Genomic DNA, 25,226 nt, shown 5'->3' with positions numbered 1-25,226 from the left:
ATTAATTATCGCCCTTTAACTTCTTGTGCTTCTCGTAATTTTCAGCGGCTTCTTTAAACCAGTTCGCACAAATTGGAGCGTTATACTTGGTTTTAAGCTCTTCCGAAATATTTAGTAGATCTTGTTTACTTGAACGGAATGGTCGCAAAGCACCATACATTTCTAGAACTCGGTCATCAGGCACTTGGGTTAATTCAGCAGCTCGCTGGAAGTTTTTTTGAATTTGAGTTCGACCAGCTTCGGCAGCAAGTTTGCCTTGCAAACGAAGGGTTGAAGGGGCAATTCGCAATTCCTTAGAGTCAATTTTATTATCAACAATATCTTGAAATGTAATGTCTTTAACGGGCTTTCCGCCTGGTGACTTAATCATTTCAGGATGATTTTTAAATAACGGAAAATCTTTAGCTGTTAAATCAGGATCAGAGCTGCTTGAATTGGAAGCTGTGGCTGTACTAGTACTTGACGTACTGCCGTTATCACCGTTTTTCAACTGTGACATGATCTTAGCAACTAAATCATCTACTTCGCTCATCAGTAATGCCTCCTATCTTTCTAATTAATTAAAGTTAACTTCAATTTGGTCAGCTGGCTTACCAACAACAACCTGCTTAGTTTCCTTAATGTGCATCAAAGCTGCAAGAGCTTGATAGGTTGGTCGAGACATCTGATCATTGACTGTTGGAACCGGATTAGGGGACATGCCCTTAGCATATTGAGCAGCGTTCTTTCCGATTGCTCGATACGTGTCAAGTGTCAAAACAGGTGCTTGTGGGAACAATTCCAAGTTATTCAATGGATCTTGATCCTTTTGGTGAATAATGGTTGTTCCTTTAGATTGAATGGCAACTGCAATGCCAGATCCAGATAATTTATCAGCTTCTGCCGACATGAATGAGACATCTGAAGTCCGGTATACCTTAACAACTCGGGCTTTTAGCCCTTCCTCTTCAATGCCAGCAATGATTTGTCGTAAAACATCTTTGTGAGAAAGTTTAACAATCGTTTGGGTCATAATCTCTGCAAATGCCGGACCGACCGCCACCACAACTTCATCTTTCGAAGTGCCAGGCTTGGCAACACCAACATGTTTAAACCAATCAACCGGATGAACTTGGTCAGCTTGCTGAGATGATGGCGTTGCAGTAGCAGTTGAACTGCCGCCTTTAAACGAAATTGGTTTTTCGGCACCTTGAACTTCATTTAAAACGTCACGAATAATACTTTTAAGTAACGTTTCATCTATTTCTTGACTCACTGCGCTTACCTCCTTCTATTGACTAGAATTCTACCTTTTGAGGATCCAAAGCCCATGGGATATTCTTGATCTTATTCCATTGATCCTTATCTTCCCATAGACGGTAACCGGTACCTGGGCCTTGATAATCGTTTCGATCATTAATAGCTGAAATGCAGTTCCAATCCTTATCAAAGATAGCTGAAGTTTGTAGATAATCGCCACAAATCTTTTGTTGAGCCAGCTTGAAGACAGCTTGGGCAACATCGTCGAATCCGTGGTTAGCAAGCGCACGAATAACATCAGAAACAGTGACACCACGATCCATCAAATCTTGTGCAGCTTTAATATCACCGGTCATGTCACGTTTTGGCATATCACCTGAAGTACTACCATAAGTAGCAGCTTCAACTTCTTCATCAGTAATAGCTGGTAACCCTAACCCATCAAAGACAGCTTGAATGGCTTTAGCACCTTTGTTCCGAATCTTAATCGATTGTTCTTCTGTGATTGGTAAAATACTACCGTTGACACAAAGGTCACGTTCCATTGTCTCGTAATCGTCGTAATCCAAAACATCCATGTTAGATCCGGCAAATGTGTTATCTGAGTTTTCTTCGGCAGCGTATCCAGATGAAATGTAATCAGTCCCAGCAATAAACTGGCCGAGCATCCGAGCAGTTCGCCGAATATCTGAATGAGAGAATGTTTGGTCGTTGCTTGATGCACATTCAAGATCCATCATCATACACATTAAGTTCTCACCAAGAACCTCACGAATACCACTTGGAACAGCCCCTGGGATACCGATACAACTTACAGACCCATTTTGTAAGCCTTGAACACCGGATGCCTTCGTAATGTAAATACACCGTGATTCCAAATAAAGCATTGACTTGCCTTCGGTGTAGCCCATTAAGACCTCAGAGCCAGAGCCTGAACTGAACCGCATCTTCAAACCACGAGAAGCATAGCAAGATGCCAAGAACCCTTTAGACCAAGGCGTATCATCACCATCGGTAAAGACTTTATCAGTCCCGTAAACCGAAATGGTTTCAGCATAAGCGGTAAAACCTCTCATCCCAAGTCCCAACTCAACAGCTTCTTCAACTGAACACTGGGTAATCACACCTGGCCGACCTGATTGAGAACCAACCATGATTGAAATAGCATTCAACGGTGCGTAACGTGCAACGGCAGTCGTTGTTTCCAATTCAGGGAATCCACGTAATGCCGCTTCAGCAGCATCAGCGGCAATTTCAACTGGATTATCAAGTGTATTGGTAACATGAGCTTGCGTAAATGGGGTCCGTCGTGGCCGCATCTTTTGAACGGCTTGGATCATTTCACCAAAGTTTAATTTATTGATAACATCTGAAGCTTTCATCGGTGTTAATGCAGTTGTTACTTTAACAACTTCTGAGCGTGGAACGTTTGGGTCAATCAACATTTTAGCGATTGCATTGGAATCCATTGCATTGGCTTTTTCGGCATTATCAATGTTAATTCCGTATTCTGCAATATATTGATCAATTAAATCAAAATCAGCTTTTTGCTTGCCATCGAGTTCAGTAATTTCCCCATTTTCAATCTTAATGCTTGGTTCTGGGTCATTTTTGCTGTGCATCGCAACTAAGCCTTCGTCGTCCCACTCTTGAACAAAACCATCTTGATGAACTGGACGCTTTTCCAGTTTTTCAAATCTCTTTTGACGTTTCAATTGTGTTCCTCCTTCCGACTACTTAATGTATGATGGAAAATCGTTAACCGGTTTCTCACCCATATCGCCAAGTAACTTCAGTCCAACTTCTCGACCGGCCTTGACGGCTTGTCTAACAGCACCAGAATCGCCGCTAATGTGAACCATCCCTTCGTTTGAAAAGCTGGTTCCATGAGCAGGTGATGCAAACGACAAGACATTAACACTAGCCGTTTTAATTGCCGTATCGGCCATAACAACACCAATTCCGGCAGGAGCACCACAAATTAATCCGTATGCCTTACCTTCCGGAGCACCAAATGCTGCATGACAAGCACCTGCTGCACGAGCAGTGAATTGTAATTCCAAATGGCCAGCAGCGGAATTGTAAACATCGCCAAACGTTGTACTCAAAGTATCCAGTGCAACGTTAATTGCTGAGCGTACATCCGATGGGTCATACCCACCAATTAAAATCAAGGAACCGTGTCCGGCGCCGCCCTTAGTATCACGAGGGAGCTCGATATCGATTACTTCTGTATTGGTTGCCTTAACCGCTTCGTCCATAGCCATAATGTGTGGCCCAGCTCCAGACCGAGCGCTTAATACCCCTAATACTGAGTATCTCTTAGTTACATGAAGTTGATCCAAAAGCAAAGCATCAACACTAGGGATACACATTCCAATCGTGTCACCAATTTTTCGAGTCCCGACTAATTCAGGAACGGCACTAGTAGAGTTTAAGAAATCATTCATTTGTAATCCTCCCGATGACTTTGACTGATCCTCACCCTTAATTGAAATGCCTTTTTTCATCATTTCGTTAAGGACTTTCTCAACTAACGCATCATTATCTTTATTCATAATTATTACCTACATAATCATCAAATTTTTTCTAAATTATCAGCTTACTTTGAGGCAGCGTTCTTTAAATCATCTGGATTTGGGAGAATCTTCTCAACATCCGTATGTGGACGTGGAATGACATAGTTGGAAACAACTTCGCCAATGTTTTCGGCAGCTGAAACACCTGCGTCAACAGCAGCTTTAACGGCACCAACATCTCCACGAACCATAACTGTTACCAATCCGTGACCGATTTTTTCTTGACCAACTAAGTTCACATTTGCTGCTTTAACCATTGCATCGGCAGCTTCAATAGATGCTACAAGACCTTGAGTCTCAATTAAACCTAAAGCTTCTTGTTCCATGTGAAATTCCTCCTAAGTGTGTTGAATCAATCCCTCGGCCCGCAAAATTGTGAACAAACGGACTAATTCAATTGTTTTTGAAAACACTTTCAGTATAAAGAATTTGCATTATGCTATCTTAAACAAGTTCATTTTTAAATCGCAATATTTGAAAACGATTACACAACAAAAGATAAAATAGCAAAATATTACTAACTTTTTCACTAAATTATCTTGTAATCATGATTTTATTATCATAGAATTAACTTATGGTGGAAGCGGTTCCACTATATAAATGTAAGAAGCTTCATAAACGACTGGAGGCACGGTAATGATCACCTATTCCCTCGAACTGAAAGACTATCAGACGTTAGCAGAGGCCGTGAATACCTTTTCTGGCATCACCCAAATCGACACGGCATTCTATACTTTAGACGGGCAACTCTTAAAGAACGGGAGTGTTTATCAAAAACAAGAAGACGTCCAACGAAGCCTGAATGTTTATTCTGACGAAATTTTTTCGATCTTTCCGGTAACTATGAATTACAAACTATGGGGGCTTGTCATTTGTAATTCAGTCAATGTCTCGCAACAACGAATTTCATTATCAAGGAACTACTTAGAAAATATTATTGGTCAAATATTTGAAGCGGATAGTGATATCAAGATTACGGTATGGGATGCGCTTGGCAGCGAAGCCTTATCGGCTATCCGCAATTTTGACACGTATCTACGAAACGAAACTAGCAAAAAGATTTCCGCTACACCAGTTGAGTCGATGCCGACAATCAATGGCGGCAGTACCTCTTCAGATCCCTTTAACGACGAGGCTTCTGGCAATATTTACCATAGCTTACAAGCCTGTCTTAAGTATATTAAGGCCAATATCGATCAAACCATTTCTTTAGATGAAGTCGCTCAACACGTCTTTTTATCGCCATCATATTTAAGCCGAATCTTTAAGAAAACAATGCACGTTAATTTTATCGACTATATCAATAATCAAAAAATTGCGATTGCAGGTGAAAAGCTTTGTCTAACAGCATCTCCCGTTAGCCACATTGCCAAACAAATTGGATTTGCTCAAACCAGTTATTTCACCAAGATATTCAAGCAACATACCGGTCTCACTCCTTCAGAGTTTAGGCAGCGGAATGCGTCAATCCAAAAGATAGTTACGATCCACCGCGATTTAACTTGGAACGAAAGTGACAGTGTTTATGATATTTCTAAACGCTATTTTCAAGACAATCACATTAGCTATTATTCACAGCCGGTCAACGGTTTCCCTTATATCAACAGCATTGCTGGTTTAGCGGATTCATCCGGCCAACGCGGGTGGATCTTCACCGTTGACTGTAAGCAGCCAAATGCATCGTCAATGTTGGTACCGGTAGCGGGCAAATCAGTCATTCAATGGATTTATACAGAGTATCCAAGTGATTGACGTTATGCCAATATCTGATTAAGAATGCTAAAAACTGGTGTACCTTAAAAGAGGTCTATCCCTAAAAGTCTGATTAGATTTTAGGGATAGACCTCTTTTAAGGTAACTGGATCCGTTTATTATTCTTTGCGCGGAACTTGATGGTCATCGGAACCAATAGCATTCTGCCAGGCAGAAAGCTGCACACAAGCACCGCCGGCAAAAATCCCAGAACCGGGGAAACGTCTTGGCAACCGTGTCGAAACGTGCGAAACCAAGCAGAAAGCTGCACGCAAACACCGCCAGCAAAAATCCCAGAACCGGGGAAATGTCTTGGCAACCATGCCGAAACGTGCGAAACCAAGCAGAAAGCTGCACACAAACACCGCCAGCAAAAATCCCAGAACCGGGGATTTCTGCTGACGGTGTTTATGCTCCGCTTTCTAAACGCTTGGTTTCGCACTCTCTAACCCTTTAACATAAACTGAATCGCAGCCGCCAAAATGCCGCCTGCCAGTGGGCCAAACATCGGTACCCACGCATAGCCCCAATAAGCATTACCCTTATTAGGTACCGGCAAAATCGTATAAGCAAACCTTGGTCCCCAATCCCGGGCTGGGTTGATCGCAAATCCAGTGGTCGTTCCTAGTCCAGTACCGATGACAAAGATTAAAAAACCTACGATAAACGGTTTCAAGCCTAATGTAAAATTACCTAAATTCAATAAAATGAAAATAAATGCAAATGTTGCAAATAATTCTGAAATAAAATTAAATAATGGCGATTTAATCGCTGGTCGGGTTGCAAAAATGCCAACTTGGTTTCCAGAAGCTTCATCAGGCGTTGCTTTGAAGTGTGGCGCAAATTGTATAATAACCAGCGCAGCCCCTACAAAAGCTCCTAAAAATTGACCTGCAAGGTATGGGAGAACTTGACTCCATGGGAAAAACCCAAAGCAGGCAAAACCGATTGTTACAGCGGGATTTAAGTGGCCCATTGATCCCAATGATCCAGCAACATAAACGCCCATTGCAACGGCCATCCCCCATGACAGGCAGACAAACGTCCAATTAGCACCTTTTGCATATGCCTTATTCAAGTTAAAACCGGCACCAGTCCCGGCCCCCAGCATAATCAAAATCATCGTGCCAAAAAATTCACCTATAAAACCATCCATAATACACACCTACCCTTGTATTTGATAAGCCATAATCGACGCACTAAGGATAGCATATCTTCAAGTGAAAATATTCACCTACTTTGTTTTAAGATTGACATCAAATTTATCGTTAGGTGCAAAATAATACAATTGGTCAAAATGTTATCAAAAAAATCTTAGTTAAAAGCTTGCCAAGGCTGACCATTATAATTGATATTTCTTGATTTTAGCCAAGAAGGTACCCCTTATTCGATTCCAAAATCAAAATTGTCATAATTCGGTTTGTAAATCAATTGGGCAAAGTTGCAGTTATTCTGAAAACGTTATCAAATATTTAACTTAAGTAGCTTGGCCTTAGTTCCACTAGTTTCATACAATGAATAACAGCCCGCCTTAAAATTAACTGACCACCAATCAACTTCTGGATACCAGTGGTGATGTAACGTCCGTAAAACTCCCAAGTGTGCAATCAATAAAACCGTACTTGTATTGGGTAACGTTAATAAGTAGTGATCCATTGCTTTGATAACGCGCTTTTCAAAATCATGAAAGGGTTCTGCTCCTTTAGGGGTCACGTCAAACGGAGCTTTAAGCCAACGTTGCCAAACATCTGGATAAGCCGCTTCAACCTCGTTGGCGTTCTTACCCTCCCAATTTCCAAATGGCATTTCATCAAATGCCTTGTCAACAATGACCTTCATCGTTGACTGATTTTTTTCAACGGCACTAAGGGTTTGCTCAGTTCGCTTTAAGTCACTTCTGATTGCGTAATCAATCCCCGTTGCGTTTAACTTCTCTGCTAATTGATCAGCCTGTTCTAGTCCCACGTTATCTAATTCGACATTTGCCTTACCATAATATTTTTTCTCACGATTGTATTCGGTTTCACCATGCCGGCTTAAAAGTAATTTCATTAGATCACCCTCACTAGAGCTGCTAATACCAACAAAAAGACGATTTGGCCCAACTCACCATAAGCACCGATTGTGTCCCCGGTAAAGCCGCCCAATTTTCGGTTAATGTAGTGGCGATAGGCAAACGCCGCTAAAATAAGTGCGACATAAGCAATCAACCCAGCGATCCCCAAAATAAGCCCGATAACAATGATTGCAAATAACTGGGAAATAATAATCCGCCATGGTTGAACGCCTGTCCACAAGGCCCCCAAGCCTTTGGTTTTACCTGCATATACCATTTTGTAAAACAAGAGGACCATGCCCGTCTTGGCCACCATCGTCGTAACCGCAGCCAAACCAACCACTTGCCATAGGGATAAATGCGGAGCGACAACAATCCCCGCGCCCATGACAATGGCATAAAAATAGGTCAAAGCCAAGCTGCCCATGGTTCCAATCCGGCTATCTTTCATAATCTCCTTGATGCGATCGACCGTTCGAGAAGAGTACAGACCATCAGCCGTATCAGCCAACGAGTCTAAGTGAAACCCACCGGTGAGGAGACCATCGAAAATCCAATATAAAATCCAGGCAAACCAAATTGGAAAAATCAGGCTCATTAACCAAAAAAAGAGTGCTTCAATACAACCAATTAAAAAACCAAATAACGTAAAGTATTGGATGCTTCGTTTGAATTGACTAGTAGCATCCTTAATTTCAATTGGAACAGGGATTCTGGTAAAAAACTGAGTTAACAGTACTAACGACTTAATCATCAACAATCATCCTTAACAGTTAAGATTTACAAAGGTCAAACTTTCAATTTAGCAATTAGCGCCAGTTGAGGCGCCATTTCTTCAAAAGTGGCTTGGTCCTTGGCAGCAATTGCGACTAAAATAACCGTCGCTGGGCCGGCCGATTGATTCTTTTCTTCAGCGCCCAAATCCGCGATTGGTTCAATCTTAGCATGGTGCGTCTCGGCCATTTGAACCAGCTCGTAACGTACGCCCCGCGACCCTACTGGCAACATATCTACAACTGTCGATTGCTTGCGAATTCTTCTAACAACATCATACGAAAAGATTCTGTCCAAGTGACGTTTAACCTCTTCGCCAACATAAGGCGCCCCAAGTTGGTAAACCAGCAACTCATCAGTCACTTGCTTTTCTAAGACGTTATCTGAGTTAGCAACGCCAATCACGGTGACCCCAATCGAGGTGGTTTGAGTTGCCATATTATCTTCCGTACTGCCATTAAGGGGAATATCCGCCAAGCCAGCTTTTTGGAGTTCCTGTTGAATTCCGAAGATGCCCCGTCGACCAGTAGGGGCCATTTCATTGCCAATCGTATCATTAACGGCAATCGGCTTAGCTCCAAAACAAATCAGTTCCATCAATGGCACCCGCAACGAATAAGCCGCAGTGATTGCCGGATCAATTAAAACCGTGTCAAGTTTCTTCTCACCAATGCCAGCGCTGCAATCACAGGCAATCACCAACGTTTGCCCTCCAGCCAATTGAACTAGAGAAAGGTCGCGAAACCGATTAGTGGTCATAGACTACTTACCTCCCTTACGAATGCCACCTCAAAAAAGCGACTTCTTTAATCCGTTTAGGTAACGCCGCGTAAATTACTTCACACACGATCAAATTGAGAATTGTCGCAATTGTCAGCGGAATGAAGTAGACGTATACCGCCTGTTTTAAAAGCGGGTACATGAAGACCAGTTCGATCGGCACGTTAATTGCGTAACCAACAACATCTGAAGTCACAACGCCAGCAATTTTCTGCTTACCAAGCCGCTGGCGAATCCAGCCGAAAACAAACATGCAAACGCCCATCGCCGCAGCAATAATTAAGTGAATCGGCAACGTTAGCGGGAATCCCGCCAATGCAGCCGACGTCAAGTGACCAAATACACCTAAGAATGCGCCAAACACCGGTCCAAGCAAAATAGCGCCCAAAAAAGCAGGGGCTGAGTCAAAGGCCACCGACCCCATTATCTTAATGTTGGCACCAATAACACATAAAGCCAGCAGCATGGCCGCCAGCACCAGTCGCTTTAGTCGATTTGAATCAGTCATCACATCAGCTTCCTATCAATCGTTTGATTTTAACACCAAGAAAATCATAACATGAATTGTGAAGGGTTCAACATAGTCACTGAAATCGGTCAAAAATGTCGTACAAAAAGACACTAATTAACTAATCGACAAGGCCAAAAGAAAAAGCCAGTAGCTCTTCACTACTAACTTCGCAAAAATATACCATAAAATCTGATTCCCGATAATAAATAGCTAATTTGCAATTTTTACTACCATCATCAGTTAACCAGCTTAACCAACCCATTTTCTAACGCTTGGCCAACTATTTGAGTTAATAATAATTCGCGGCGTCTCTTTCAAATTACTTCGGTCAGTCACAATCCCGTCATTTAACGTCATAATAACCTTTAAACCAGGCCGTTCACTCAAGAATTTTTCAACTTGAGGTGTCCCACTCCCATATGGATAAGTAAAGATTGGGGAGCGATAACCCACCTTTTCTTTGAGGACCTCTTGGCTAACTGCATAGTCGTGTTTAAACCGAGTAAAGTTATGCGGCAAGTTAAATACTGGCGTGCCGTTATCAACTAAATAATGCATCCGGTTAGTATGAACGCCAAACGTCACCAATTTACCGGCTTTCTTCTTCATCTGCAGCAGTGCCGGCCAAGTTGCTAATTTGGTTCCTTGCTTGTACCAACCGGTATTGCCAGTGATAATCGACACGGTAAATGGATAGTGATACCTCATCAAAGTTGGCAGGGCATTTTCAATCATCGTCCGATCGATATCATCAAACGTAATCACAACGGATTTACCGCGAATTGGCTTACGGTGATTAACCGTATTAATTAAATCCGGCATTGAAAGCACCCGAATGTGATGGGTATGTAAATATGCCATCTGCTGCTTAAACTGCGGCTGATTAACATTAAAGTCGTGAAATTGGCTGTTTGGCGAAACGTCTTCATCAAATTTAACAATCTGATTATCAGCTAAAATCCGGTGATAGCAAAAAACCATCACGCCGTTTTTAATTCGCTGGTCATGAGCCGAAATGGCGTAGCTGGGCCGATTTCCCAGTTCATATGCAATATTGCGGTGCGTTGTAAATGCCAATAATGCCAAAAACAGTGTCACAATCCCCGCTAATAGCCACTTACGCTTTGTTTTGTTCATGATCTTTCGCCTTTCTTTCTAACCGCTTAATCCGCCACCAACCAAACATAATCATTAGAATCGCGACAACCAACACTAACAAGGCAAATGACGCATACGCCCGAAATGACAGGTTTAAAACCAAATAATCAGCCACTAGTGAATCCGAATAAACATTCAACAAAAAACACACGTTGATATAAATAACATACCCGGTGATCAACCATAGCATCATCAGAATGACCCCTCGACGAATCATCGTTAAGAATGGTGATCGTTTTCGAATAATTAAACTGGCTGGTCGTTTACGCTTTTTCATTTTCAAAGCCCCCTATCCGGACTCTGCCAACTGCCAACGTGTTGGGGGTCCAAAAAGAAGGAGCCAAGCGCGGTGAGACAGCTAATCAAGTTGATAAACCAGTAAAAAATAACGTATAGCGGCAATAATAAGAGGTCATGCCAATTAATAAAGTCAGACTTTCTCGAATCAGCAAAACCAATTAAAAATTGCGCTAAACTAATTAGCAACAGCAAAAATAAAATGACGCCATCCATAATCAAATCACCCGTAAACAACACGGTAATTAAATAAAATAAAGTTACAAATGAACAACTAATGGCCCAAAGGTCACTCAAAATCATATCCATTAATAACCACTGTTCACTCAACCGACCAGTTACAAACATTCCCCGGTTTCGAAATAACACCTCAAAGCCACCGCGGGCCCAGCGTCGCCGTTGGTGAACCAGATCTTTGACATGTTCTGGCACCAGAATCCAAGCGACTGATTGGGGACAGTAAGCCACCTGCCAGCCATGGTGGTACAGTCGCCAGGTCATATCGATATCTTCAGTAATCGCATCGGCATTCCACCAGCCTACATCTGCCAGAGCGGCTTTTCGATAAGCCACAACCACGCCGGAAACGGTGGTAATATGTCCGGTCACAAATGCCTGGCCACGCTTAATAATATCGATCACGCCAACGTATTCTAGTAACTCCAATCGGCCTAAAATGCTCGTTCGATTACGAACGACTGGTTTGCCAGCAACTGCGCCAACCTTGGGATCGTTGTAAAATTGCGCTAGCATCGGTTTAAGTACCTTTCTATCAACATAACAGTCAGCATCAAGGCACAATAGGAATTGGCCTTCTGCCAACTGTGCACCATTATTTAAGGCGTTGGCTTTGCCCTGATTTTTCTCAATATTGACAACCTTAACCGGAAATTGGGATGCATACTGATTGGCAATTTGATGCATCACTTGAAGCGTGTGGTCACTGCTGCCATCGTTAATTAAAATTAATTCCAACTTGGCATAATCGATCTTTGCGACTGATTCAACCACTTCTCCCAATGTTTCAGCTTCGTTATGAGCCGGAATTAACACCGAAACTAAATCGGGCACCTGCCCTTGGTGCGAATTATTTAACGGAACCCGTTTCTGTTGAATCGAAAAAAAGATTGACCCGATAATCCACACCGTCGATACAATTACCGGATATAAAATGACGAATGAAGTTAGTGTGTTCATTAATATCCCCCCAGTGAGCGGCGCAAAGCGCTTAGAAAGCGAAACCTAAGTTGGCTTGGCCGAAAATCCCGGGCTTGGATTTTGGGACAAGTTGACTTAGGTGCAGCTTTCTGCTTTGCGCAGCTGTCCTACTAAAGTGAGCGGCGCAAAGCGCTTCACGGCCGTCGAAGCATCCCTCCAACTACGCCGGCTTTCTCGCTAATACCATAAATGCTTTAATAAACTGAACACTTGATTGATAGATCTTTTGATCCGAAAAGCTGGCCGTCGAATCCCCCCAAATAGAAGCGCTACTGCCAACAATCCCATGAAGCGACTTTAATTTAGTCACATGATCCGTATGCCAAAGGGTCGGCTTCCAATATTGTTTCATATCTTTAACCATGTAACGGACATTTCGGGGCTTCAGATTATCCCGATTAATATTGAAATATAAATAGTAATCATTGTAGTTAAACACCTTAAAATGATGACTAATTAGCTTCGGCATGGAAGCCCAAGCCTTTTTGCGTTGTGCTCCCAATTCGCCGGCTTGATCGGCAGTCCAGTTCCAATAAGTCACTTGAATATGCCGATTAATCTCACCAAGTTCACTGTTTAAAAAGCCGTCGTTCCAAGCTTCGGGAATAAATCCCATTTTTTCAACGTTTTGACTAGTCGCATTTAGGTAAGTGACATAAGCTGGGTTTTTACTGAGTCTATCAGTAAACTCATCGCCACCAAGATGAAACCGTGCGTTGGTTTGATCCACGAATTCTTTGCCAACTTCATTGTCAACTTTTTCAATGAAACTAATACTAGCCTGATTTAAATGTAATTCGTCCCCATAGCTTTGGGACTGCCAACTGAGTTGCTTAGCTAATTTTGACTTTCCATTGGCTTTCATTGTATTGATCAACCCATTCACGTGAGCCGGCGTATCAATCTCTGGAATCAAGGTAACGCCCTTCTTTTTGGCGATTGCGAGCAAGTCGCGAATCTGGCCCTTACTGTAAAATGCCTGATGGGTTTTCTTGTTTCGCCAAACCCCATTCTTTTTAGTCGCGTTATTAAGTGTCTGCCCCACCGTCTGATTCTCAATTGCAAAATCCCGATCATCGGTTAAGTGAAGTTGGATAAACTGGCCGTGATTAGCAGCAACTAGATTGATAAATTTACGCAACGTTGCCACTTGATAATGTCTTCTGGATACGTCAAGTGTCACCCCATTAAACTTCCCTGATGCCGTTGAATGATTATTTTGATTTGGCTTGGCCTTTGAACTACAACCAATTAATAGTAGTAATAATGGTAATAAAACCAGCCAACGTTTGCCTCGCATCCAACCACCCCCAAAAACAATTTGTCACAATCTTGAAATATTTTTGTCACATTTCAAAGCAGGTCTATATTAACAAAAATTGATGTAAATGCTATCAACATGCACCTAATTATAAGAATTGTTAGAATGTCTTAAGAAAGTGAGCGGAGCCAGGCGCTTAGAAAGCGGAGTGTAAGGCTCCTCTGGGGGAAATTCCCGGGCTTGGAATTTTTCCCAAAGGTGCTTACACGGAGCTTTCTGCTTTGCGCAGCTGTCCTAATAAAACGCCAGCGAAACCAAAAGTGGTTAACTCCCAAAATATAAACAGGATCGCCAGATATTCCAGGTTTGATTATTTGGCGATCCTGTTTATATAAGGTTAAAAGCTACTTTTTGTTCAGTGCTGGTTACGACTTTTACCACAGAGTCCATGTCAGAACCCAACACTAATCATCAACTAACCTCAACTTTTTCTAACCACTTCAACTATCTTCACTTATACAAACTCGCCAACTTCGCAAAATCAACGGTTCCAAGGCCACTTGCCTGGTTATAAACCGTGTTGGGCTGGCCGGTATAATAAAGGTTCGAATTATCCATTGTGTCATTAAGCGGCGTCATTGGGGAATCTGCTTGTTGTGCCAATTCATATAGCTGGGGATTCCAGAGTCCCATTCGCTGGCGACCGGCTTGGCTGTTAATCAATGCAGCCACCCCAGCCATTTGCGGCCCTACAATACTAGTCCCACCAGCTGTCAACCAACGGCCTGATTTCCCCTGGCCAAAGTAGACGGCATGGCCAGTTGCCGGATCCGCATCGGCCGAAATATCTGGATAGTTACGCCCAGAGTCATTGCCGGAAATAAGCGGTTGGTCAAAAATTGGCTGGCCAAGAAATGATAGGTATTGGCGTGCATTGAACGTATTAATCCCCGGAACATTTTGCTGGTATGCAGGCGTTGGGTACAAATGCCCAAATCCGCCGCCACCGCCAGTACCAATCACTGTCAGCATTCCCGGCGTTTCGGTCAATAAGCTGGGATTATTTTGAAGCGTTGGCCAATGGTAGTCGGCGCCCCAGCTGCGTTCCTTAGTAACTGATATTGCCTGACCCGGCGCAACCGGACTTGTAAATGGTAACGTTGTGCCACCGACTGAAGTAACATAAGGGCTCGTCCCAAACGGATCAGAAACGCTTACCGTGCGATCTAACATCACTTTGCCCTGAGAAATCCCCCGGACAGAGTAGCGCGGCGCACCGGTATCACCGGAACCAATAAAACTAGAGATCCCCTGTAGGGCGCCTTGAGCCATTAATAAATTAAAGACATCCACGTATTTTGGCGTCATCACTTTACGATCAATTAAAAAGTCATAATACTGATTAGGCCCGGTCGACCAGCTGCAAGAAAGGGCTGACGCTCGATTTTCGTCATAGGCAGTCGAGTATGCGTTGACAACATTTTCAAGCGTTGGAAACGCACTTTTGTTTTGGTACAACCGAATATTAGCTTCAGGGGCCACTGATCCGGCGTATTCAACGTCCATCGTAGCTTCATTGTTGTTTAAATCAGTCTCATCAGAGTTAAAAATATTGTCTTGAACCACCTTAATCGACAAACGCCCGGCAGCCGTACTGGCATTTTCATGCTGCCAAAAATGCGTGATCGGTTCGCTTTGCACGCCACCAAATGTGATGATGCCAATAGTTTGGCCCTTTCCAGTAAGTCCTTGTTGGTACAGTGGCGTTACGTCGTACTGAGTTGTAAATCGACTGGTGTAACCAGTTTGGGAATTATCATTACCTTTAATCGGTTCAGCAAATTGTAAATTGGTGTCTGGAAAGATGTATTTTTGATTGTGATCGGCTAATCCTGTTATCGTTTCAACCGAATTGACTAAGCTGTTGGGAATCGCCGGCTTACGACTGCCAAATTGGACGGGGTTCGCATGATACCTCGCTTGATTAACATCAACTTTGAATGCTTTATCAACATTTCGAACTTTGCCAGTTACCGTCATCGCTAATCCACTACTAAAAGAACGCGCTTTTAACTGAAACTTCTTTAAATATCTTGTCCATTCGCTGGTTACCGCCGTTGGCTGGCCAAATTTATCCCTAATTTGGACCGGCGAGAGATACTGTTTAAACTGTTGACTTCCTGGTGTATTTACGGCAAAGGCATCAGATTGCATTTCAGCAAAATTTCGTGGCCGCAAAATAATATCAAACGTGATTGTTGACTTGGGCTTAACCTTTTGTGGCTTCAGCTGGCCGGCTTCAACCATGCCCGAATAGGCTTGGCTAATTGGATCAGCTTGAACCCTTATACTCGCTCGGCCCCAAATAAAAACTGCAAGGGCGACCAGCAAGCTACCCGTTAATAATTTCCCCCATTTTTTCACACTTATCACTCCCTCAAGCTAGTTTATTTTACGCGTTCATCGTACCACTACCAGCAATTAGCGGGGTCATAGAAGCTGGGGTGAAATTCAAACGTTCTGATAAGCGAAAAAAGCATCAAAAAATGACCCGGTCGATTCATATTCATCAGAATCATCAACCGGGTCACTTAGTTAACTGTTCATCACCGAGCCTTCAATCAGACGGCCGAGATTCGCTAAATTTAGATTAAACGCATGCTTGGCAATTGGTGCCAATAACTTAATTGGCAGTTGAGTTGACTGCTCGTCAACCATAAGGGATTCTTGAATTTGAACTTGGGTCGCAACTGATTTGAGTTCAAACACCAGATCATAGGCCAGCCGCCCCTTTCGGCTGTGATAAACCACTTGGGAATCATCGTCTTCAACCGTAATTTCTTCATAGTGATTGAGCGCCCCTTCGCTTCGATTGACGACAAATGTCTTTTCCTGTGGGTTAACCTGAGTAATTTCTGGCACCCATTTTAGTAACTGAGTGGGGTTCGCAATTAAGTCATGGGCCTGAGTCTGGGGTGCATTGAGCGTGATTAGGTTGGTGAATAGTTTAGTTTGAGTCATTGTAAAGCCTCCTAAAAAGTGAGCGGAGCAAAGCGCCTAGAAAGCGGAGCCTAAGTTGACTTGGTCGGAAATCCCGGGCTTTATTTTTGGCCAAGTTGACTTAGGTGCAGCTTTCTGCTTTGCGCAGCTGTCCTAAAAAAGTGAGTGGCGCAAAGCGCCTAGAAAGCGGAGCCTAAGTTGACTTGGTCGGAAATCCCGGGCTTGGATTTTTGGCCAAGTTGACTTAGGTGCAGCTTTCTGCTTTGCGCAGCTGTCCTAAAAAAGTGAGTGGCGCAAAGCGATTAGAAAGCGGAGTGTAAGATTACTTGACCGGAAATCCTGGCCTTGGATTTTTGGTCAAGTTGACTTAGGTGCAGCTTTCTGCTTTGCGTAACTGTCCTAAAAAATGAGCGGAACAAAGCGGTTAGAAGTCGGAGTATAAGTCTCCTTGGCGGGAAATTCCCGGGCCTGGAATTTTTCGCCAAGGTGCTTACGTGCAGACTTCTGCTTTGCACTGCTGTCCTTCATTAGAATGGTTTCACTTTACCAACTTAGCTTTCCAAACAAAAATCAGCATTCTGATATTTTAGAATAAGTCGTATGGTATTTCGTGGAATAACTCCGCAAAGATTTTTTCTCGTTGAGTCGCTTCATCTTTCAAGTCAAGCTTTTCTTCAACTTCAGCCGTTCGTGCTAAGAGGTGGTACATGTTAGCTAGCATATAATGAGAGTTATGATCGGCTGCAAATGAGATTCCCTTAATCAGCCATCGAGCCGTTAACTGGTATTGCTTTAATTCAAAATTAGCCAAAGCCGCCAGATAAAAAAGGATGTTACAGTTTTCTTCGTATTTAGTTGTTGGCATGGCTGTTAATGCTTTTTCAACCAACCGCTGGGCAGCTTGAGAATGCCCCAGTTTTGCCTCAATAAATGCCAAGGAAGCCTGCCCCAATCTAGTTAACGTCGACCGATTAGTATCACTTACACTCGCCAGTGATAGTTTGAGCATCGCAACCGCGGCGGCCGGATCATTACTGGTGTGCAGCGTTGAGACTCCTAAATAATAGTAGTAAGCTTGCATCTGCTGGTCGGATTCGATATGGGCTAAGACCTCATCGGTTTGCAAGAAATCGTTAAGCTGTTGGTATTCGTGCTGATTACACAACCGATCAACCGTTTCGTTAAAGCGGTTGTGATCGCTAACTGCATAGTTTTGCGACAAACTAATTGTCTCAAGGCTGATATCAAGCCGTTTGCAAAGTGCAATCAGTATCTGCGCATTTGGTGTATATTGATCCTTTTCGATTGCCGATAACATCGACTGCGAGCAAATTCCTGCCGCTAATTGCTTTTGTGTTAACTGCTGTTGTTTACGCGTTATTTTTAGAATTGCGCCAAGCGATGCCTTCATCCGAACCCCCACTTTCCGATTCACTAATGTTATAATAGCGAGTATAACATGAAATGAATATTGCTGGAGTGAAACGCCAATAAGGAATTGTGCCGTTCACTTACGTTGCGTATAATATATGTCGAACACAAAAATTCGACATCCAATTCAGTTAAGGAGAAAATCGTATGCCTACGTTGAATCAATATAAAAGTAACCCTGCCAATTTACCTACCATTGAAGCCAAAGTGATTAAGATTCTAAGTGCTTTGCGTTCAGAACGAATCAAACGAGGCATTTCCCAAACAGAACTTGCTAATCAAATTGGTATGAAGCAGCCCCAATTAGCAAGGATCGAGCGATTAGACTCAGCGCCATCTCTAGCCACGATTGAACGCTACGCTCAAGGATTGGGCTTTGAGATGGAATTATCATTGACCTCAAAGCAAGCTGAAAGTTAGGTTGCCAAAAGTCAGCATTCAATCACTGACTGCTGGCCATTACCTAATGATATTTCAATAGAATTCTACCCCGTGCGTGCTGTTCCTTTGATACGTGTTGGGCTTGCTTAACAACTTCAAAATCAAAAGTCTGTTGAACAACGCCAGAAATTTCACCCGCGGCAAGCAGTGAAATGAGTTTGTGATAACCCGCAATACCAATATTACCGTTGCCAAACCGAAAAGTCTGAACTGGCTTTTGCGGGGTATAAGTCGGCCGCGACAACGAAAAAATCGCCAGCTCATCATAATACCCGGATAATTGATCCAGCAAAGCCGTGGTGCCAACCGTATCAATCACTTTAGTTGCCCTTGGTACGTCAGCCAATTGTTTGGCCAAATCATCGTTATAATCCACAACATAATCAGCACCTAGTTCCCTTAGGAATGAAACGTTATGTCGATTCGCCAAAGCAATGACCGTCACGTGCTCATGCTTCAACAGTTGAATCAGATACGTGCCAACACCCCCAGAAGCACCGGTAATCAAGATAACTTCATTTTTGGTGGCTTTTATGTCATTGACGGCAAGCTGGGCCGCATCGGCCCCACCGATTAGTGTTGCGGCGTCGGCCAAATTGACTGATTGAGGGATTTCAAACAATAGTGGTGGGATTTGTGAATTAATAAACTCAGCCGCTGCCCCAGTCATTTGGGCGCCAATTACCGGTTTCCCGACTAATCGATGATTTCGCAACATACCAACCTGCTCGACGACACCCACAAAGCCATAGCTGATCACCATCGGTAATTGGGTTGGCCGCATCCCAATTAGTTTACCTTCTTCAGTTAGCCAATCGTATGGTAACACTGGCGTATATTGCGTACGAACCAGAGCAGACATCGGTGCGACTTTGGGAGTCGCGAGGTTGTCAATAATCAAGTCATCATTTCCGTTATAAGACCGTTGAATAATTGCTTTCATAATTGCTATCACCTTTCTGTTAGGATCATTTGTTTACGATTCTGACTGTAATATAGGTGAAAGTTATCAGCTTGAAAAATCAGTATTCTGATAGTCCCAATTATGATTCATTTAACAAATTGTGGTAAAAGATAATCAGTACATTTCAATTATCAGATATTACGATAAAGATCCCGCAAAATCAGCTCGTGTTGATTTTGCGGGATCTTTTAGCAATGATTATCGATGAAATAACGGTCTCACCACTGGTGTACCATTTAATTAGTAGTAACTCATTAATTAGAATTGCCGTTTTAACTCAAACCCTGAATCAATTTTCTCAAAGCCAAGCCGTTGCCTATCGTTAGCTGTCAAACCATTGGCCGCCATCACAAGTGAAACGCCCCTTCCCAAATATTGATGGGTGCGTTCAATTAAGTGCTGCCTTATTTTTTGCTTCTGATAATCTGGTCGAACAACAACATCTGAAATATAGCAGCAATAAGCCTTATCCGTTATTCCCCGAACAAGCCCAACCAGCTGATCGTCATCCCAAGCAGTATATAGAAGATTGGCATTGGCAATCATTCGTTGCAGCCGACGGTTATCTTGAATTGGCCGGCGCCCTACCATCTTAAGAAGGACTGCTAACTGATTACCAGAAATTATTTTAGTCGCTGAATAATTAATCATTGTCCGCCGACCTTTCGATTAAGTCGATACAAATCGTCTACTCGTGGCAACCCAATCCGCTTATAAAAGCCGATGGCTGCATGATCCGCCCGTAAAATGAGTGAGACGCGATCACCAAGATATGAGCGAATTGTTTTAATTAACTGTTCACCTAAATGCTGACCCCGGTAATCCGGGTGAATCACAATTTCACTTAAATAACAGCTATCCTCAAAGTCTGTTAGGCAACGGGCCACGCCAATTAGCTTAGCCTCATCCCAAAGACTGACCATCAACTGGGTATTATCAAGCATTGTTTGTAATCGTTTTGGATCATCCTGCCATTTATCCTGAACAAAGTTGGCTTGCCGATACAAGTTCAAAAACTGATTAAGCTTAATTGGCTCATTGATTCTAGTCGAAATCGTCACAGGTTAGCCTCCAATCGCTTCAATTAAAGACTAGCCTAGTCGCTTATTAGGCCTTCGTCAACCTCACCGCGTCAATCATCATTCGGGCACCATCTAAGATTGCGGCCCGATCAAAGGACATCCCTGGAATGTGCAGCCCCGGCTTTAAGTTACAGCCAAGACCCAGCATAGTGGTTTCATCAGCCAAACCATCATAAGCATAAAAGTGAAAATCATCGCCACCAGCAGTTTCGACCGGCTCGATCAGGCCCTTTTCACCCAATACATTAGTAATTGCCCGCTTCATCACGTTCATTGCTTTATCACTTGGAATGGCCGCTGGTGAAAAATCATTTCCATCTAGATTTAGCTTAATGTCGCCGCGCTGAATTCGATCCATTGCCGCAAAAGCACGGTTTTGCAGCTCCACCATTAACTCATTGGTTCGGGCCCGTAAGTCAACGGCAAAAGTGCCATAGTCTGGAATAATATTCGAAGATTTACCAGCTTGAAACATCGTCGTCGTGATTGAATATGGTAAGTCTGTTGCCAGTTTAATCCGACGAAACGCTTCGTTTAATTCACTAAAGGCATCAATCACGTTAGCCCCAAGCTCTGGTTTGCCAGCATGGGCCGTTTTGCCGTTAATCATCACCCAGTATGTCCGAGTCGCGGCATCTGGGATAATTGGCTCTGCCTGTTTGGCTTTAACTTCTGATTCCGGGCAAACATGCAAGCCATACAGGTAGTTCAAATGAGGCAGTTGGCCGCTTCTAATCACCTTTTCGGCGCCGGTGACGGTTTCTTCAGCCGGTTGAAAAATCAGTTTCAAGGTTCCTGACAGTTCTTCTGGATGATCAACATAATACTGGGCTACCGCCAGAACAATCGCCATGTGGGCATCGTGGCCGCAGGAGTGAAAGACGCCCGCTTTGCCTTGATAGGTTTGCTTCAAAGCATCAATATCACTGCGCATTCCAATGATTGGCGTGCCATTGCCTAACGTTGCAATCAGCCCCGGCATGTCGGCAAACCGCTCATAGGCCACTCCCATCTCAGCTAGCCGCTTAGCCAAATACTCGGTGGTCACTACCTCGTTAAAGGCGGTCTCACCATGCTCATGTAAATAATTAAAGTCTTGATAAATCTGTTCATCCGATAATGGAATAGTTGTTTGCATATTAAATCCTCTTTTCTTATTTTTAGGACAGGCGCATTAGGTAGAAACTCCACCTACGCCCTTCCAGTAAAAGTTTCACGCTACTTTGGGGACATTCTTTTGCCTGGATTAGGACAGCTGTGCAAAGCAAAAGTCTGCGCATAAGCACCTTTAACAAAAATTCCAAGCCCGGGAATTTCCGTTAAAGGAGACTTATGCTCCGACTTTTAACCGCTTTGCTCCGCTCACTATTTTAGGACAGCTCCGCAAAGCAAAAAGCTGCACCTAAGTCAACTTGGACAAAAATCCAAACCCGGGATTTCCGGCCAAGTTAACTTAGGCTCCGCTTTCTAACCGCTTTGCTCCGCTCACTTTGTTTTATAAGCCGTCTTTAGCGTAATCCCCTGGGCTGCCGCATACGTGACGCCCTTTAATTTTGGATTGTTTAAGCGGGCAATTTGCCCTTGATTAACCGCCAAGATTGCTTGATCCTTCATGGCAATTTGTTGGGCCTTTTGGAAATCTGCATAACGTTTTTGCGGGTTTCTGGAATCCACGCCGTTTGCCCGCGTGTAATATCGATCGTACTGCCGATTACTGTAATTGCCGGCATTATTGGCGTTATTTGTATTTAACAACTGAAAGAATTCGTTGAGATCCGGATAAGAGGCAATCCAGTTGCTAAATCCTAAGTCATAACCAGTCTTCTTCTGCATCGTCGTAATTGCTTGGACCTTTGGCTGAACGTCGATGTTGATCGTTAGACCCGAAAGATTTTTCTCAGCTGATGACTGCACAAACTCCGCTGAATTTCTAAAAGCATCCACGTCGTAGCAAACTAAGCTCAAGTTCAATTTCTTAATTCCAAGTTCAGCAAGTCCCTTGCGCCAATATTTTTTGGCCAGCGTCGGGTTATAAGCAACACTTTGAGGTACTTTGGAATCCTTAGCGAAATCTTTGCCAGTCTGCGGATTCTTGGCAATTTCTTCGGGCGCTAGTCCTTCTGGAGCTTTAGCGCCATTTTTGAGGACGTTATTGACAAGTGCCTGCCGGTTAATCGTCAGCGAAATGGCTTTGCGGACATTAATGTTTCGCAGCGCTTTGTTCTTAAAATTATAGGCAATATAATCCGTCTCACCACTTGGATAGCTTAAGTAGCCCTGACTGTCCTTTTCATGAGCGGCTTGCTGGCCGGCTAACGTAATGTTATCCAGTTTACCTGACTGGTAAAGTGATAACGCTGTCTGCGCATTTTTGGTCGTCACAAATTTAACTTGATCCAACTTAACAGCTTGCTTATCCCAATAATGTGGATTTTTCTTGAGTGTCCAATTTCCTTTTGAAGCCGACCAACCGGTGACAATAAACGGCCCATCATAAACCGTCTTGGCCGAAGAGGTCCCATATGCTTTCCCGTATTTGGCCACCGTTTTTTGATTCTGGGGTAAAAACGGCACCAGTGCACAGAGGTATTTAAAATACGGGGTTGGCTCTGCCAAAGTCACTTGGAAAGTCGTTGAATCAACCGCTTTAACTCCCAACTTGCTAACAGGTAACTGACCATTTTCAATTTTCTGAGCGTTCTTAATTGGTAAAAACATATAAGAATCGGCAGCCTTCGTGGCTGGATTGACCGTTCGCCGCCATGCATAAACAAAATCTGCTGCGGTAATTGGGTCACCATTACTCCATTTGAGGTTCTGGCGTAATTTGAACGTATAAACCGTGCCTTGCCTGGTTGGTTTAACAATCTTTTTGGCTAATCCCGGTTTAACGTGCGTACTGTCCTTCATCCGATACAGTCCCTCTTGAGAATTGTTAACGGTCTCTAAGGCACCAACATCGGTAATCATCGATGGATCAAGCGATGAAATATCGGCTTGTTCCATAATCGTCGCCACCTTTGGCTTTTCTTTGGCCACGCCATTTGAGCAGCCCGTTAAGAACATCCCTAATATCCCTATAACAATTGCGGTAATTGCTAATCTTAATTTCATTTATACCCGCCCCGTTTTCAAATAATCTCCTATGATAAAAAAATCCCTCTCAAAGCACAATGCTTTGAGAGGGCGACAAAAAACGCTGTTCCACCTCTGATTTACAGTAATCTCACAATTACTGCCTCAGTAAGTTAAATAACTCAACATGATAACGGAATAATCCGTGCAAACCTACTAGATAAGTATCGTTCCGCTTGCCTGCCATTAGCTGTGATTCGTTTCCGTATTCATTCTCTCAGCCATCTGAATGATCTCTGGTATTAGAAACTACTTAGACTAATCTTTGCTTTTTAATGTGAATCTAATCTATCCTGTTTAAATCAAAATGTCAAGTTACTTTTGTCGATTCAAAAGAGCCGTGATTTTGGCGCGTAATTTGTCATCCCGACCTGGTTGATACAAGTATTTGTTATTAGACCAATGCTCCGGACTGTACAACCACACTGGCTTTTGAAGCCGTTCAGCCGGTTCTGTTTGATAGCGCGGAAACACGTGTGCATGCAAAAATTGATCGGTGTTGCCTAAAATGTCATAGTTGATTCGTAACGCGTGGGTCGCTTGAAGAACGGCGTCACCTAAAAGACTCATATCCTTTAAAAAAGCTACTCGTTCCGGAATTGTCAGATCATTTAACGACGACACTTGCCGCTTAGGTAACAATACCGAATACCCAGGCAAAAACTGGGTGTCACCGTATACCGCAACCCCGCCCGGAAGTGTCATCATTACCATGGGATTGGTCCCGTCTAAGGCTGATTGAATCCGATTTTTTTGCCAATTGGTCAATTTAAATACCTTCTTCTTTGATTAATACATTTCAAAAGGGCTTGACTACTATCGTGATGCTCAGATTATCCCTTTAGAGTCACTTAGAAACAAGTGAAAGCCTGAAAGCCAACTTGTCGATTCAGGCTTTTTTTGCTTCCAATTTTCGATACCTAAACGTCATCACTGCCGCAAAATAGCCAGCCCCATCGCTAACGTTGAATTGCCCCCCTAAGGATGTCACTAGTGATTTGACGATATCCAATCCCAAGCCAATACTTTGATTAACTGAGCGACTATCTTCAGTGACAAACCGACTGGTTAAGCCACATTCAGGTCTTATTTGAAACCATCCAAGTCTTTAAAAACCGTTGTTGGCAGGTTAATTGCTGATAACGGTTTTTAACATTTTCTTTGCTTGTAAAGCCTTCAAGCCATTTACTATAATAGTCAATGAAAGAAGGTTTAAACATGATTGACCACAACGAATTAATGCGACAATTGCGAGCAGCTTTTGAAGACTATAACCAAGTGACCGCCAAGCAATCCCAGGCTACCTATCAGGTTGCTAATCGAAATGGGGCCGTAACCGTCTACGTTGACCACACCGGCCAGCATTGGGAGATGCCCGGTGATTTGTTTGACTTAATGGCCCACATCAAAAAAAGCGCCCAAATCAACGAATGCACGATTGGCACGCTGGCTGATTTGGAGCGGATTGAGTTGGAATTGAAGCAGGCCTAAAAGCTCGTTACCTTCACAGTTTAATATTAATTTTTGATTTAAATTTTTTCCAAGAAA

26 protein-coding genes and 1 other annotated feature are annotated in these 25,226 nt (G+C 43.2%); of the genes, 3 read left to right on the top strand and 23 right to left on the bottom strand.

Features of this window, described 5'->3' with window-relative positions:
• Window position 1: 1 nt before the first annotated feature.
• From YK48G_RS03725 to YK48G_RS03705, 5 genes are read right to left on the bottom strand one after another with little or no spacing between them, the layout of a single operon-like run.
• Window positions 2-532 carry a diol dehydratase small subunit gene (locus YK48G_RS03725; protein ID WP_203629365.1) on the bottom strand — a complete coding sequence of 177 codons (531 nt, stop codon included), beginning with the start codon at window positions 530-532 and terminating at the stop codon, window positions 2-4.
• 24 nt (window positions 533-556) lie between these two features.
• Window positions 557-1,255 (bottom strand): propanediol/glycerol family dehydratase medium subunit, encoded by a 699-nt coding sequence (locus tag YK48G_RS03720; RefSeq protein WP_203629364.1) that lies wholly within the window; start codon window positions 1,253-1,255, stop codon window positions 557-559.
• 22 nt (window positions 1,256-1,277) lie between these two features.
• On the bottom strand, window positions 1,278-2,954 hold the full coding sequence (locus YK48G_RS03715; protein WP_203629363.1) for a propanediol/glycerol family dehydratase large subunit: 1,677 nt from the start codon (window positions 2,952-2,954) through the stop codon (window positions 1,278-1,280).
• Window positions 2,955-2,972: 18 nt separating this feature from the next.
• A complete protein-coding gene (gene pduB, locus YK48G_RS03710; RefSeq protein WP_203629362.1) occupies window positions 2,973-3,797 on the bottom strand; it encodes a propanediol utilization microcompartment protein PduB in 825 nt (274 codons plus the stop codon).
• 44 nt (window positions 3,798-3,841) lie between these two features.
• Window positions 3,842-4,144, bottom strand: a complete 303-nt coding sequence (locus YK48G_RS03705) for a BMC domain-containing protein (RefSeq protein ID WP_203629361.1) — start codon at window positions 4,142-4,144, stop codon at window positions 3,842-3,844.
• Window positions 4,145-4,454: 310 nt separating this feature from the next.
• Here YK48G_RS03705 and YK48G_RS03700 point away from each other — a divergent pair, with 310 nt between their 5' ends.
• Window positions 4,455-5,570 carry a helix-turn-helix domain-containing protein gene (locus YK48G_RS03700; protein ID WP_203629360.1) on the top strand — a complete coding sequence of 372 codons (1,116 nt, stop codon included), beginning with the start codon at window positions 4,455-4,457 and terminating at the stop codon, window positions 5,568-5,570.
• A 445-nt stretch (window positions 5,571-6,015) separates the two neighbouring features.
• Here the strand turns inward: YK48G_RS03700 and YK48G_RS03695 are convergent, their stop codons facing one another.
• The 12 genes from YK48G_RS03695 to YK48G_RS03640 form a co-directional block, all read right to left on the bottom strand.
• Window positions 6,016-6,726, bottom strand: coding sequence for an MIP/aquaporin family protein (locus YK48G_RS03695; protein ID WP_203629359.1), 711 nt, complete (start codon window positions 6,724-6,726; stop codon window positions 6,016-6,018).
• Between the two features lie 308 nt (window positions 6,727-7,034).
• The gene (locus YK48G_RS03690; protein ID WP_203629358.1) at window positions 7,035-7,622 is read right to left on the bottom strand and encodes a histidine phosphatase family protein; all 588 of its coding nucleotides are present in this window, start codon (window positions 7,620-7,622) and stop codon (window positions 7,035-7,037) included.
• Entirely contained in the window at window positions 7,622-8,380 is a 759-nt protein-coding gene (gene cobS, locus YK48G_RS03685; protein ID WP_203629357.1) for an adenosylcobinamide-GDP ribazoletransferase, read from the bottom strand. Before cobS ends, YK48G_RS03690 begins: the two co-directional genes overlap by 1 nt.
• Before the next feature lie 35 nt (window positions 8,381-8,415).
• Window positions 8,416-9,159 (bottom strand): hypothetical protein, encoded by a 744-nt coding sequence (locus YK48G_RS03680; protein ID WP_203629356.1) that lies wholly within the window; start codon window positions 9,157-9,159, stop codon window positions 8,416-8,418.
• Window positions 9,160-9,175: 16 nt separating this feature from the next.
• Window positions 9,176-9,688 (bottom strand): ECF transporter S component, encoded by a 513-nt coding sequence (locus YK48G_RS03675; protein WP_203629355.1) that lies wholly within the window; start codon window positions 9,686-9,688, stop codon window positions 9,176-9,178.
• 252 nt (window positions 9,689-9,940) lie between these two features.
• The gene (locus YK48G_RS03670) at window positions 9,941-10,828 is read right to left on the bottom strand and encodes a polysaccharide deacetylase family protein (protein WP_203629354.1); all 888 of its coding nucleotides are present in this window, start codon (window positions 10,826-10,828) and stop codon (window positions 9,941-9,943) included.
• Entirely contained in the window at window positions 10,809-11,126 is a 318-nt protein-coding gene (locus tag YK48G_RS03665; RefSeq protein ID WP_203629353.1) for a hypothetical protein, read from the bottom strand. The genes YK48G_RS03670 and YK48G_RS03665 overlap by 20 nt, the downstream gene beginning before the upstream one ends.
• Window positions 11,127-11,128: 2 nt before the next feature.
• Entirely contained in the window at window positions 11,129-12,343 is a 1,215-nt protein-coding gene (locus YK48G_RS03660) for a glycosyltransferase family 2 protein (protein WP_203629352.1), read from the bottom strand.
• A gap of 181 nt (window positions 12,344-12,524) precedes the next feature.
• On the bottom strand, window positions 12,525-13,664 hold the full coding sequence (locus YK48G_RS03655) for a family 20 glycosylhydrolase (protein ID WP_203629351.1): 1,140 nt from the start codon (window positions 13,662-13,664) through the stop codon (window positions 12,525-12,527).
• Between the two features lie 471 nt (window positions 13,665-14,135).
• Window positions 14,136-16,049, bottom strand: a complete 1,914-nt coding sequence (locus tag YK48G_RS03650) for a S53 family peptidase (protein ID WP_203629350.1) — start codon at window positions 16,047-16,049, stop codon at window positions 14,136-14,138.
• A 171-nt stretch (window positions 16,050-16,220) separates the two neighbouring features.
• Window positions 16,221-16,646, bottom strand: coding sequence for a hypothetical protein (locus YK48G_RS03645; protein WP_203629349.1), 426 nt, complete (start codon window positions 16,644-16,646; stop codon window positions 16,221-16,223).
• A 565-nt stretch (window positions 16,647-17,211) separates the two neighbouring features.
• The gene (locus YK48G_RS03640; protein WP_203629348.1) at window positions 17,212-18,036 is read right to left on the bottom strand and encodes a helix-turn-helix domain-containing protein; all 825 of its coding nucleotides are present in this window, start codon (window positions 18,034-18,036) and stop codon (window positions 17,212-17,214) included.
• Window positions 18,037-18,203: 167 nt separating this feature from the next.
• On the opposite strand from YK48G_RS03640, the gene YK48G_RS03635 reads away from it, so the two are divergent.
• On the top strand, window positions 18,204-18,476 hold the full coding sequence (locus YK48G_RS03635) for a helix-turn-helix domain-containing protein (RefSeq protein ID WP_203629347.1): 273 nt from the start codon (window positions 18,204-18,206) through the stop codon (window positions 18,474-18,476).
• Window positions 18,477-18,519: 43 nt separating this feature from the next.
• Here the strand turns inward: YK48G_RS03635 and YK48G_RS03630 are convergent, their stop codons facing one another.
• The 6 genes from YK48G_RS03630 to YK48G_RS03605 all read right to left on the bottom strand — a co-directional run bounded on the left by YK48G_RS03630 (window position 18,520) and on the right by YK48G_RS03605 (window position 24,392).
• Complete coding sequence (locus YK48G_RS03630) at window positions 18,520-19,440, bottom strand: zinc-binding dehydrogenase (protein ID WP_203629346.1); 921 nt, start codon at window positions 19,438-19,440, stop codon at window positions 18,520-18,522.
• A gap of 279 nt (window positions 19,441-19,719) precedes the next feature.
• Window positions 19,720-20,112 carry a GNAT family N-acetyltransferase gene (locus YK48G_RS03625; RefSeq protein ID WP_203629345.1) on the bottom strand — a complete coding sequence of 131 codons (393 nt, stop codon included), beginning with the start codon at window positions 20,110-20,112 and terminating at the stop codon, window positions 19,720-19,722.
• A complete protein-coding gene (locus tag YK48G_RS03620) occupies window positions 20,109-20,522 on the bottom strand; it encodes a GNAT family N-acetyltransferase (protein WP_203629344.1) in 414 nt (137 codons plus the stop codon). Before YK48G_RS03620 ends, YK48G_RS03625 begins: the two co-directional genes overlap by 4 nt.
• Window positions 20,523-20,568: 46 nt before the next feature.
• Window positions 20,569-21,681: an amidohydrolase gene (locus YK48G_RS03615; protein WP_203629343.1), complete on the bottom strand. Its 1,113-nt coding sequence runs from the start codon at window positions 21,679-21,681 to the stop codon at window positions 20,569-20,571.
• A gap of 347 nt (window positions 21,682-22,028) precedes the next feature.
• A complete protein-coding gene (locus YK48G_RS03610; RefSeq protein ID WP_203629342.1) occupies window positions 22,029-23,657 on the bottom strand; it encodes a peptide ABC transporter substrate-binding protein in 1,629 nt (542 codons plus the stop codon).
• A 65-nt stretch (window positions 23,658-23,722) separates the two neighbouring features.
• Window positions 23,723-23,953: a binding site (T-box leader), on the bottom strand.
• 40 nt (window positions 23,954-23,993) lie between these two features.
• Complete coding sequence (locus YK48G_RS03605; RefSeq protein WP_203629451.1) at window positions 23,994-24,392, bottom strand: HIT family protein; 399 nt, start codon at window positions 24,390-24,392, stop codon at window positions 23,994-23,996.
• A gap of 504 nt (window positions 24,393-24,896) precedes the next feature.
• On the opposite strand from YK48G_RS03605, the gene YK48G_RS03600 reads away from it, so the two are divergent.
• Entirely contained in the window at window positions 24,897-25,169 is a 273-nt protein-coding gene (locus tag YK48G_RS03600; RefSeq protein WP_203629341.1) for a hypothetical protein, read from the top strand.
• Window positions 25,170-25,226: the final 57 nt, after the last annotated feature.

Origin of the sequence: Lentilactobacillus fungorum, assembly GCF_016860605.1 — a bacterium.
GTDB lineage: Bacteria > Bacillota > Bacilli > Lactobacillales > Lactobacillaceae > Lentilactobacillus > Lentilactobacillus fungorum.
This window is presented reverse-complemented; position numbering and strand designations above follow the sequence as displayed.

What these genes read in the sequence shown, in the direction of transcription:
- YK48G_RS03725 (WP_203629365.1), bottom strand. Translation starts at nt 532, where the DNA reads ATGAGCGAAGTAGATGATTTAGTTGCTAAGATCATGTCACAGTTGAAA.
- pduB (WP_203629362.1), bottom strand. Translation starts at nt 3,797, where the DNA reads ATGAATAAAGATAATGATGCGTTAGTTGAGAAAGTCCTTAACGAAATG.
- YK48G_RS03705 (WP_203629361.1), bottom strand. Translation starts at nt 4,144, where the DNA reads ATGGAACAAGAAGCTTTAGGTTTAATTGAGACTCAAGGTCTTGTAGCA.
- YK48G_RS03700 (WP_203629360.1), top strand. Translation starts at nt 4,455, where the DNA reads ATGATCACCTATTCCCTCGAACTGAAAGACTATCAGACGTTAGCAGAG.
- YK48G_RS03695 (WP_203629359.1), bottom strand. Translation starts at nt 6,726, where the DNA reads ATGGATGGTTTTATAGGTGAATTTTTTGGCACGATGATTTTGATTATG.
- YK48G_RS03690 (WP_203629358.1), bottom strand. Translation starts at nt 7,622, where the DNA reads ATGAAATTACTTTTAAGCCGGCATGGTGAAACCGAATACAATCGTGAG.
- cobS (WP_203629357.1), bottom strand. Translation starts at nt 8,380, where the DNA reads ATGATTAAGTCGTTAGTACTGTTAACTCAGTTTTTTACCAGAATCCCT.
- YK48G_RS03680 (WP_203629356.1), bottom strand. Translation starts at nt 9,159, where the DNA reads ATGACCACTAATCGGTTTCGCGACCTTTCTCTAGTTCAATTGGCTGGA.
- YK48G_RS03675 (WP_203629355.1), bottom strand. Translation starts at nt 9,688, where the DNA reads ATGACTGATTCAAATCGACTAAAGCGACTGGTGCTGGCGGCCATGCTG.
- YK48G_RS03670 (WP_203629354.1), bottom strand. Translation starts at nt 10,828, where the DNA reads ATGAACAAAACAAAGCGTAAGTGGCTATTAGCGGGGATTGTGACACTG.
- YK48G_RS03665 (WP_203629353.1), bottom strand. Translation starts at nt 11,126, where the DNA reads ATGAAAAAGCGTAAACGACCAGCCAGTTTAATTATTCGAAAACGATCA.
- YK48G_RS03660 (WP_203629352.1), bottom strand. Translation starts at nt 12,343, where the DNA reads ATGAACACACTAACTTCATTCGTCATTTTATATCCGGTAATTGTATCG.
- YK48G_RS03655 (WP_203629351.1), bottom strand. Translation starts at nt 13,664, where the DNA reads ATGCGAGGCAAACGTTGGCTGGTTTTATTACCATTATTACTACTATTA.
- YK48G_RS03645 (WP_203629349.1), bottom strand. Translation starts at nt 16,646, where the DNA reads ATGACTCAAACTAAACTATTCACCAACCTAATCACGCTCAATGCACCC.
- YK48G_RS03640 (WP_203629348.1), bottom strand. Translation starts at nt 18,036, where the DNA reads ATGAAGGCATCGCTTGGCGCAATTCTAAAAATAACGCGTAAACAACAG.
- YK48G_RS03635 (WP_203629347.1), top strand. Translation starts at nt 18,204, where the DNA reads ATGCCTACGTTGAATCAATATAAAAGTAACCCTGCCAATTTACCTACC.
- YK48G_RS03630 (WP_203629346.1), bottom strand. Translation starts at nt 19,440, where the DNA reads ATGAAAGCAATTATTCAACGGTCTTATAACGGAAATGATGACTTGATT.
- YK48G_RS03625 (WP_203629345.1), bottom strand. Translation starts at nt 20,112, where the DNA reads ATGATTAATTATTCAGCGACTAAAATAATTTCTGGTAATCAGTTAGCA.
- YK48G_RS03615 (WP_203629343.1), bottom strand. Translation starts at nt 21,681, where the DNA reads ATGCAAACAACTATTCCATTATCGGATGAACAGATTTATCAAGACTTT.
- YK48G_RS03610 (WP_203629342.1), bottom strand. Translation starts at nt 23,657, where the DNA reads ATGAAATTAAGATTAGCAATTACCGCAATTGTTATAGGGATATTAGGG.
- YK48G_RS03605 (WP_203629451.1), bottom strand. Translation starts at nt 24,392, where the DNA reads ATGGTAATGATGACACTTCCGGGCGGGGTTGCGGTATACGGTGACACC.
- YK48G_RS03600 (WP_203629341.1), top strand. Translation starts at nt 24,897, where the DNA reads ATGATTGACCACAACGAATTAATGCGACAATTGCGAGCAGCTTTTGAA.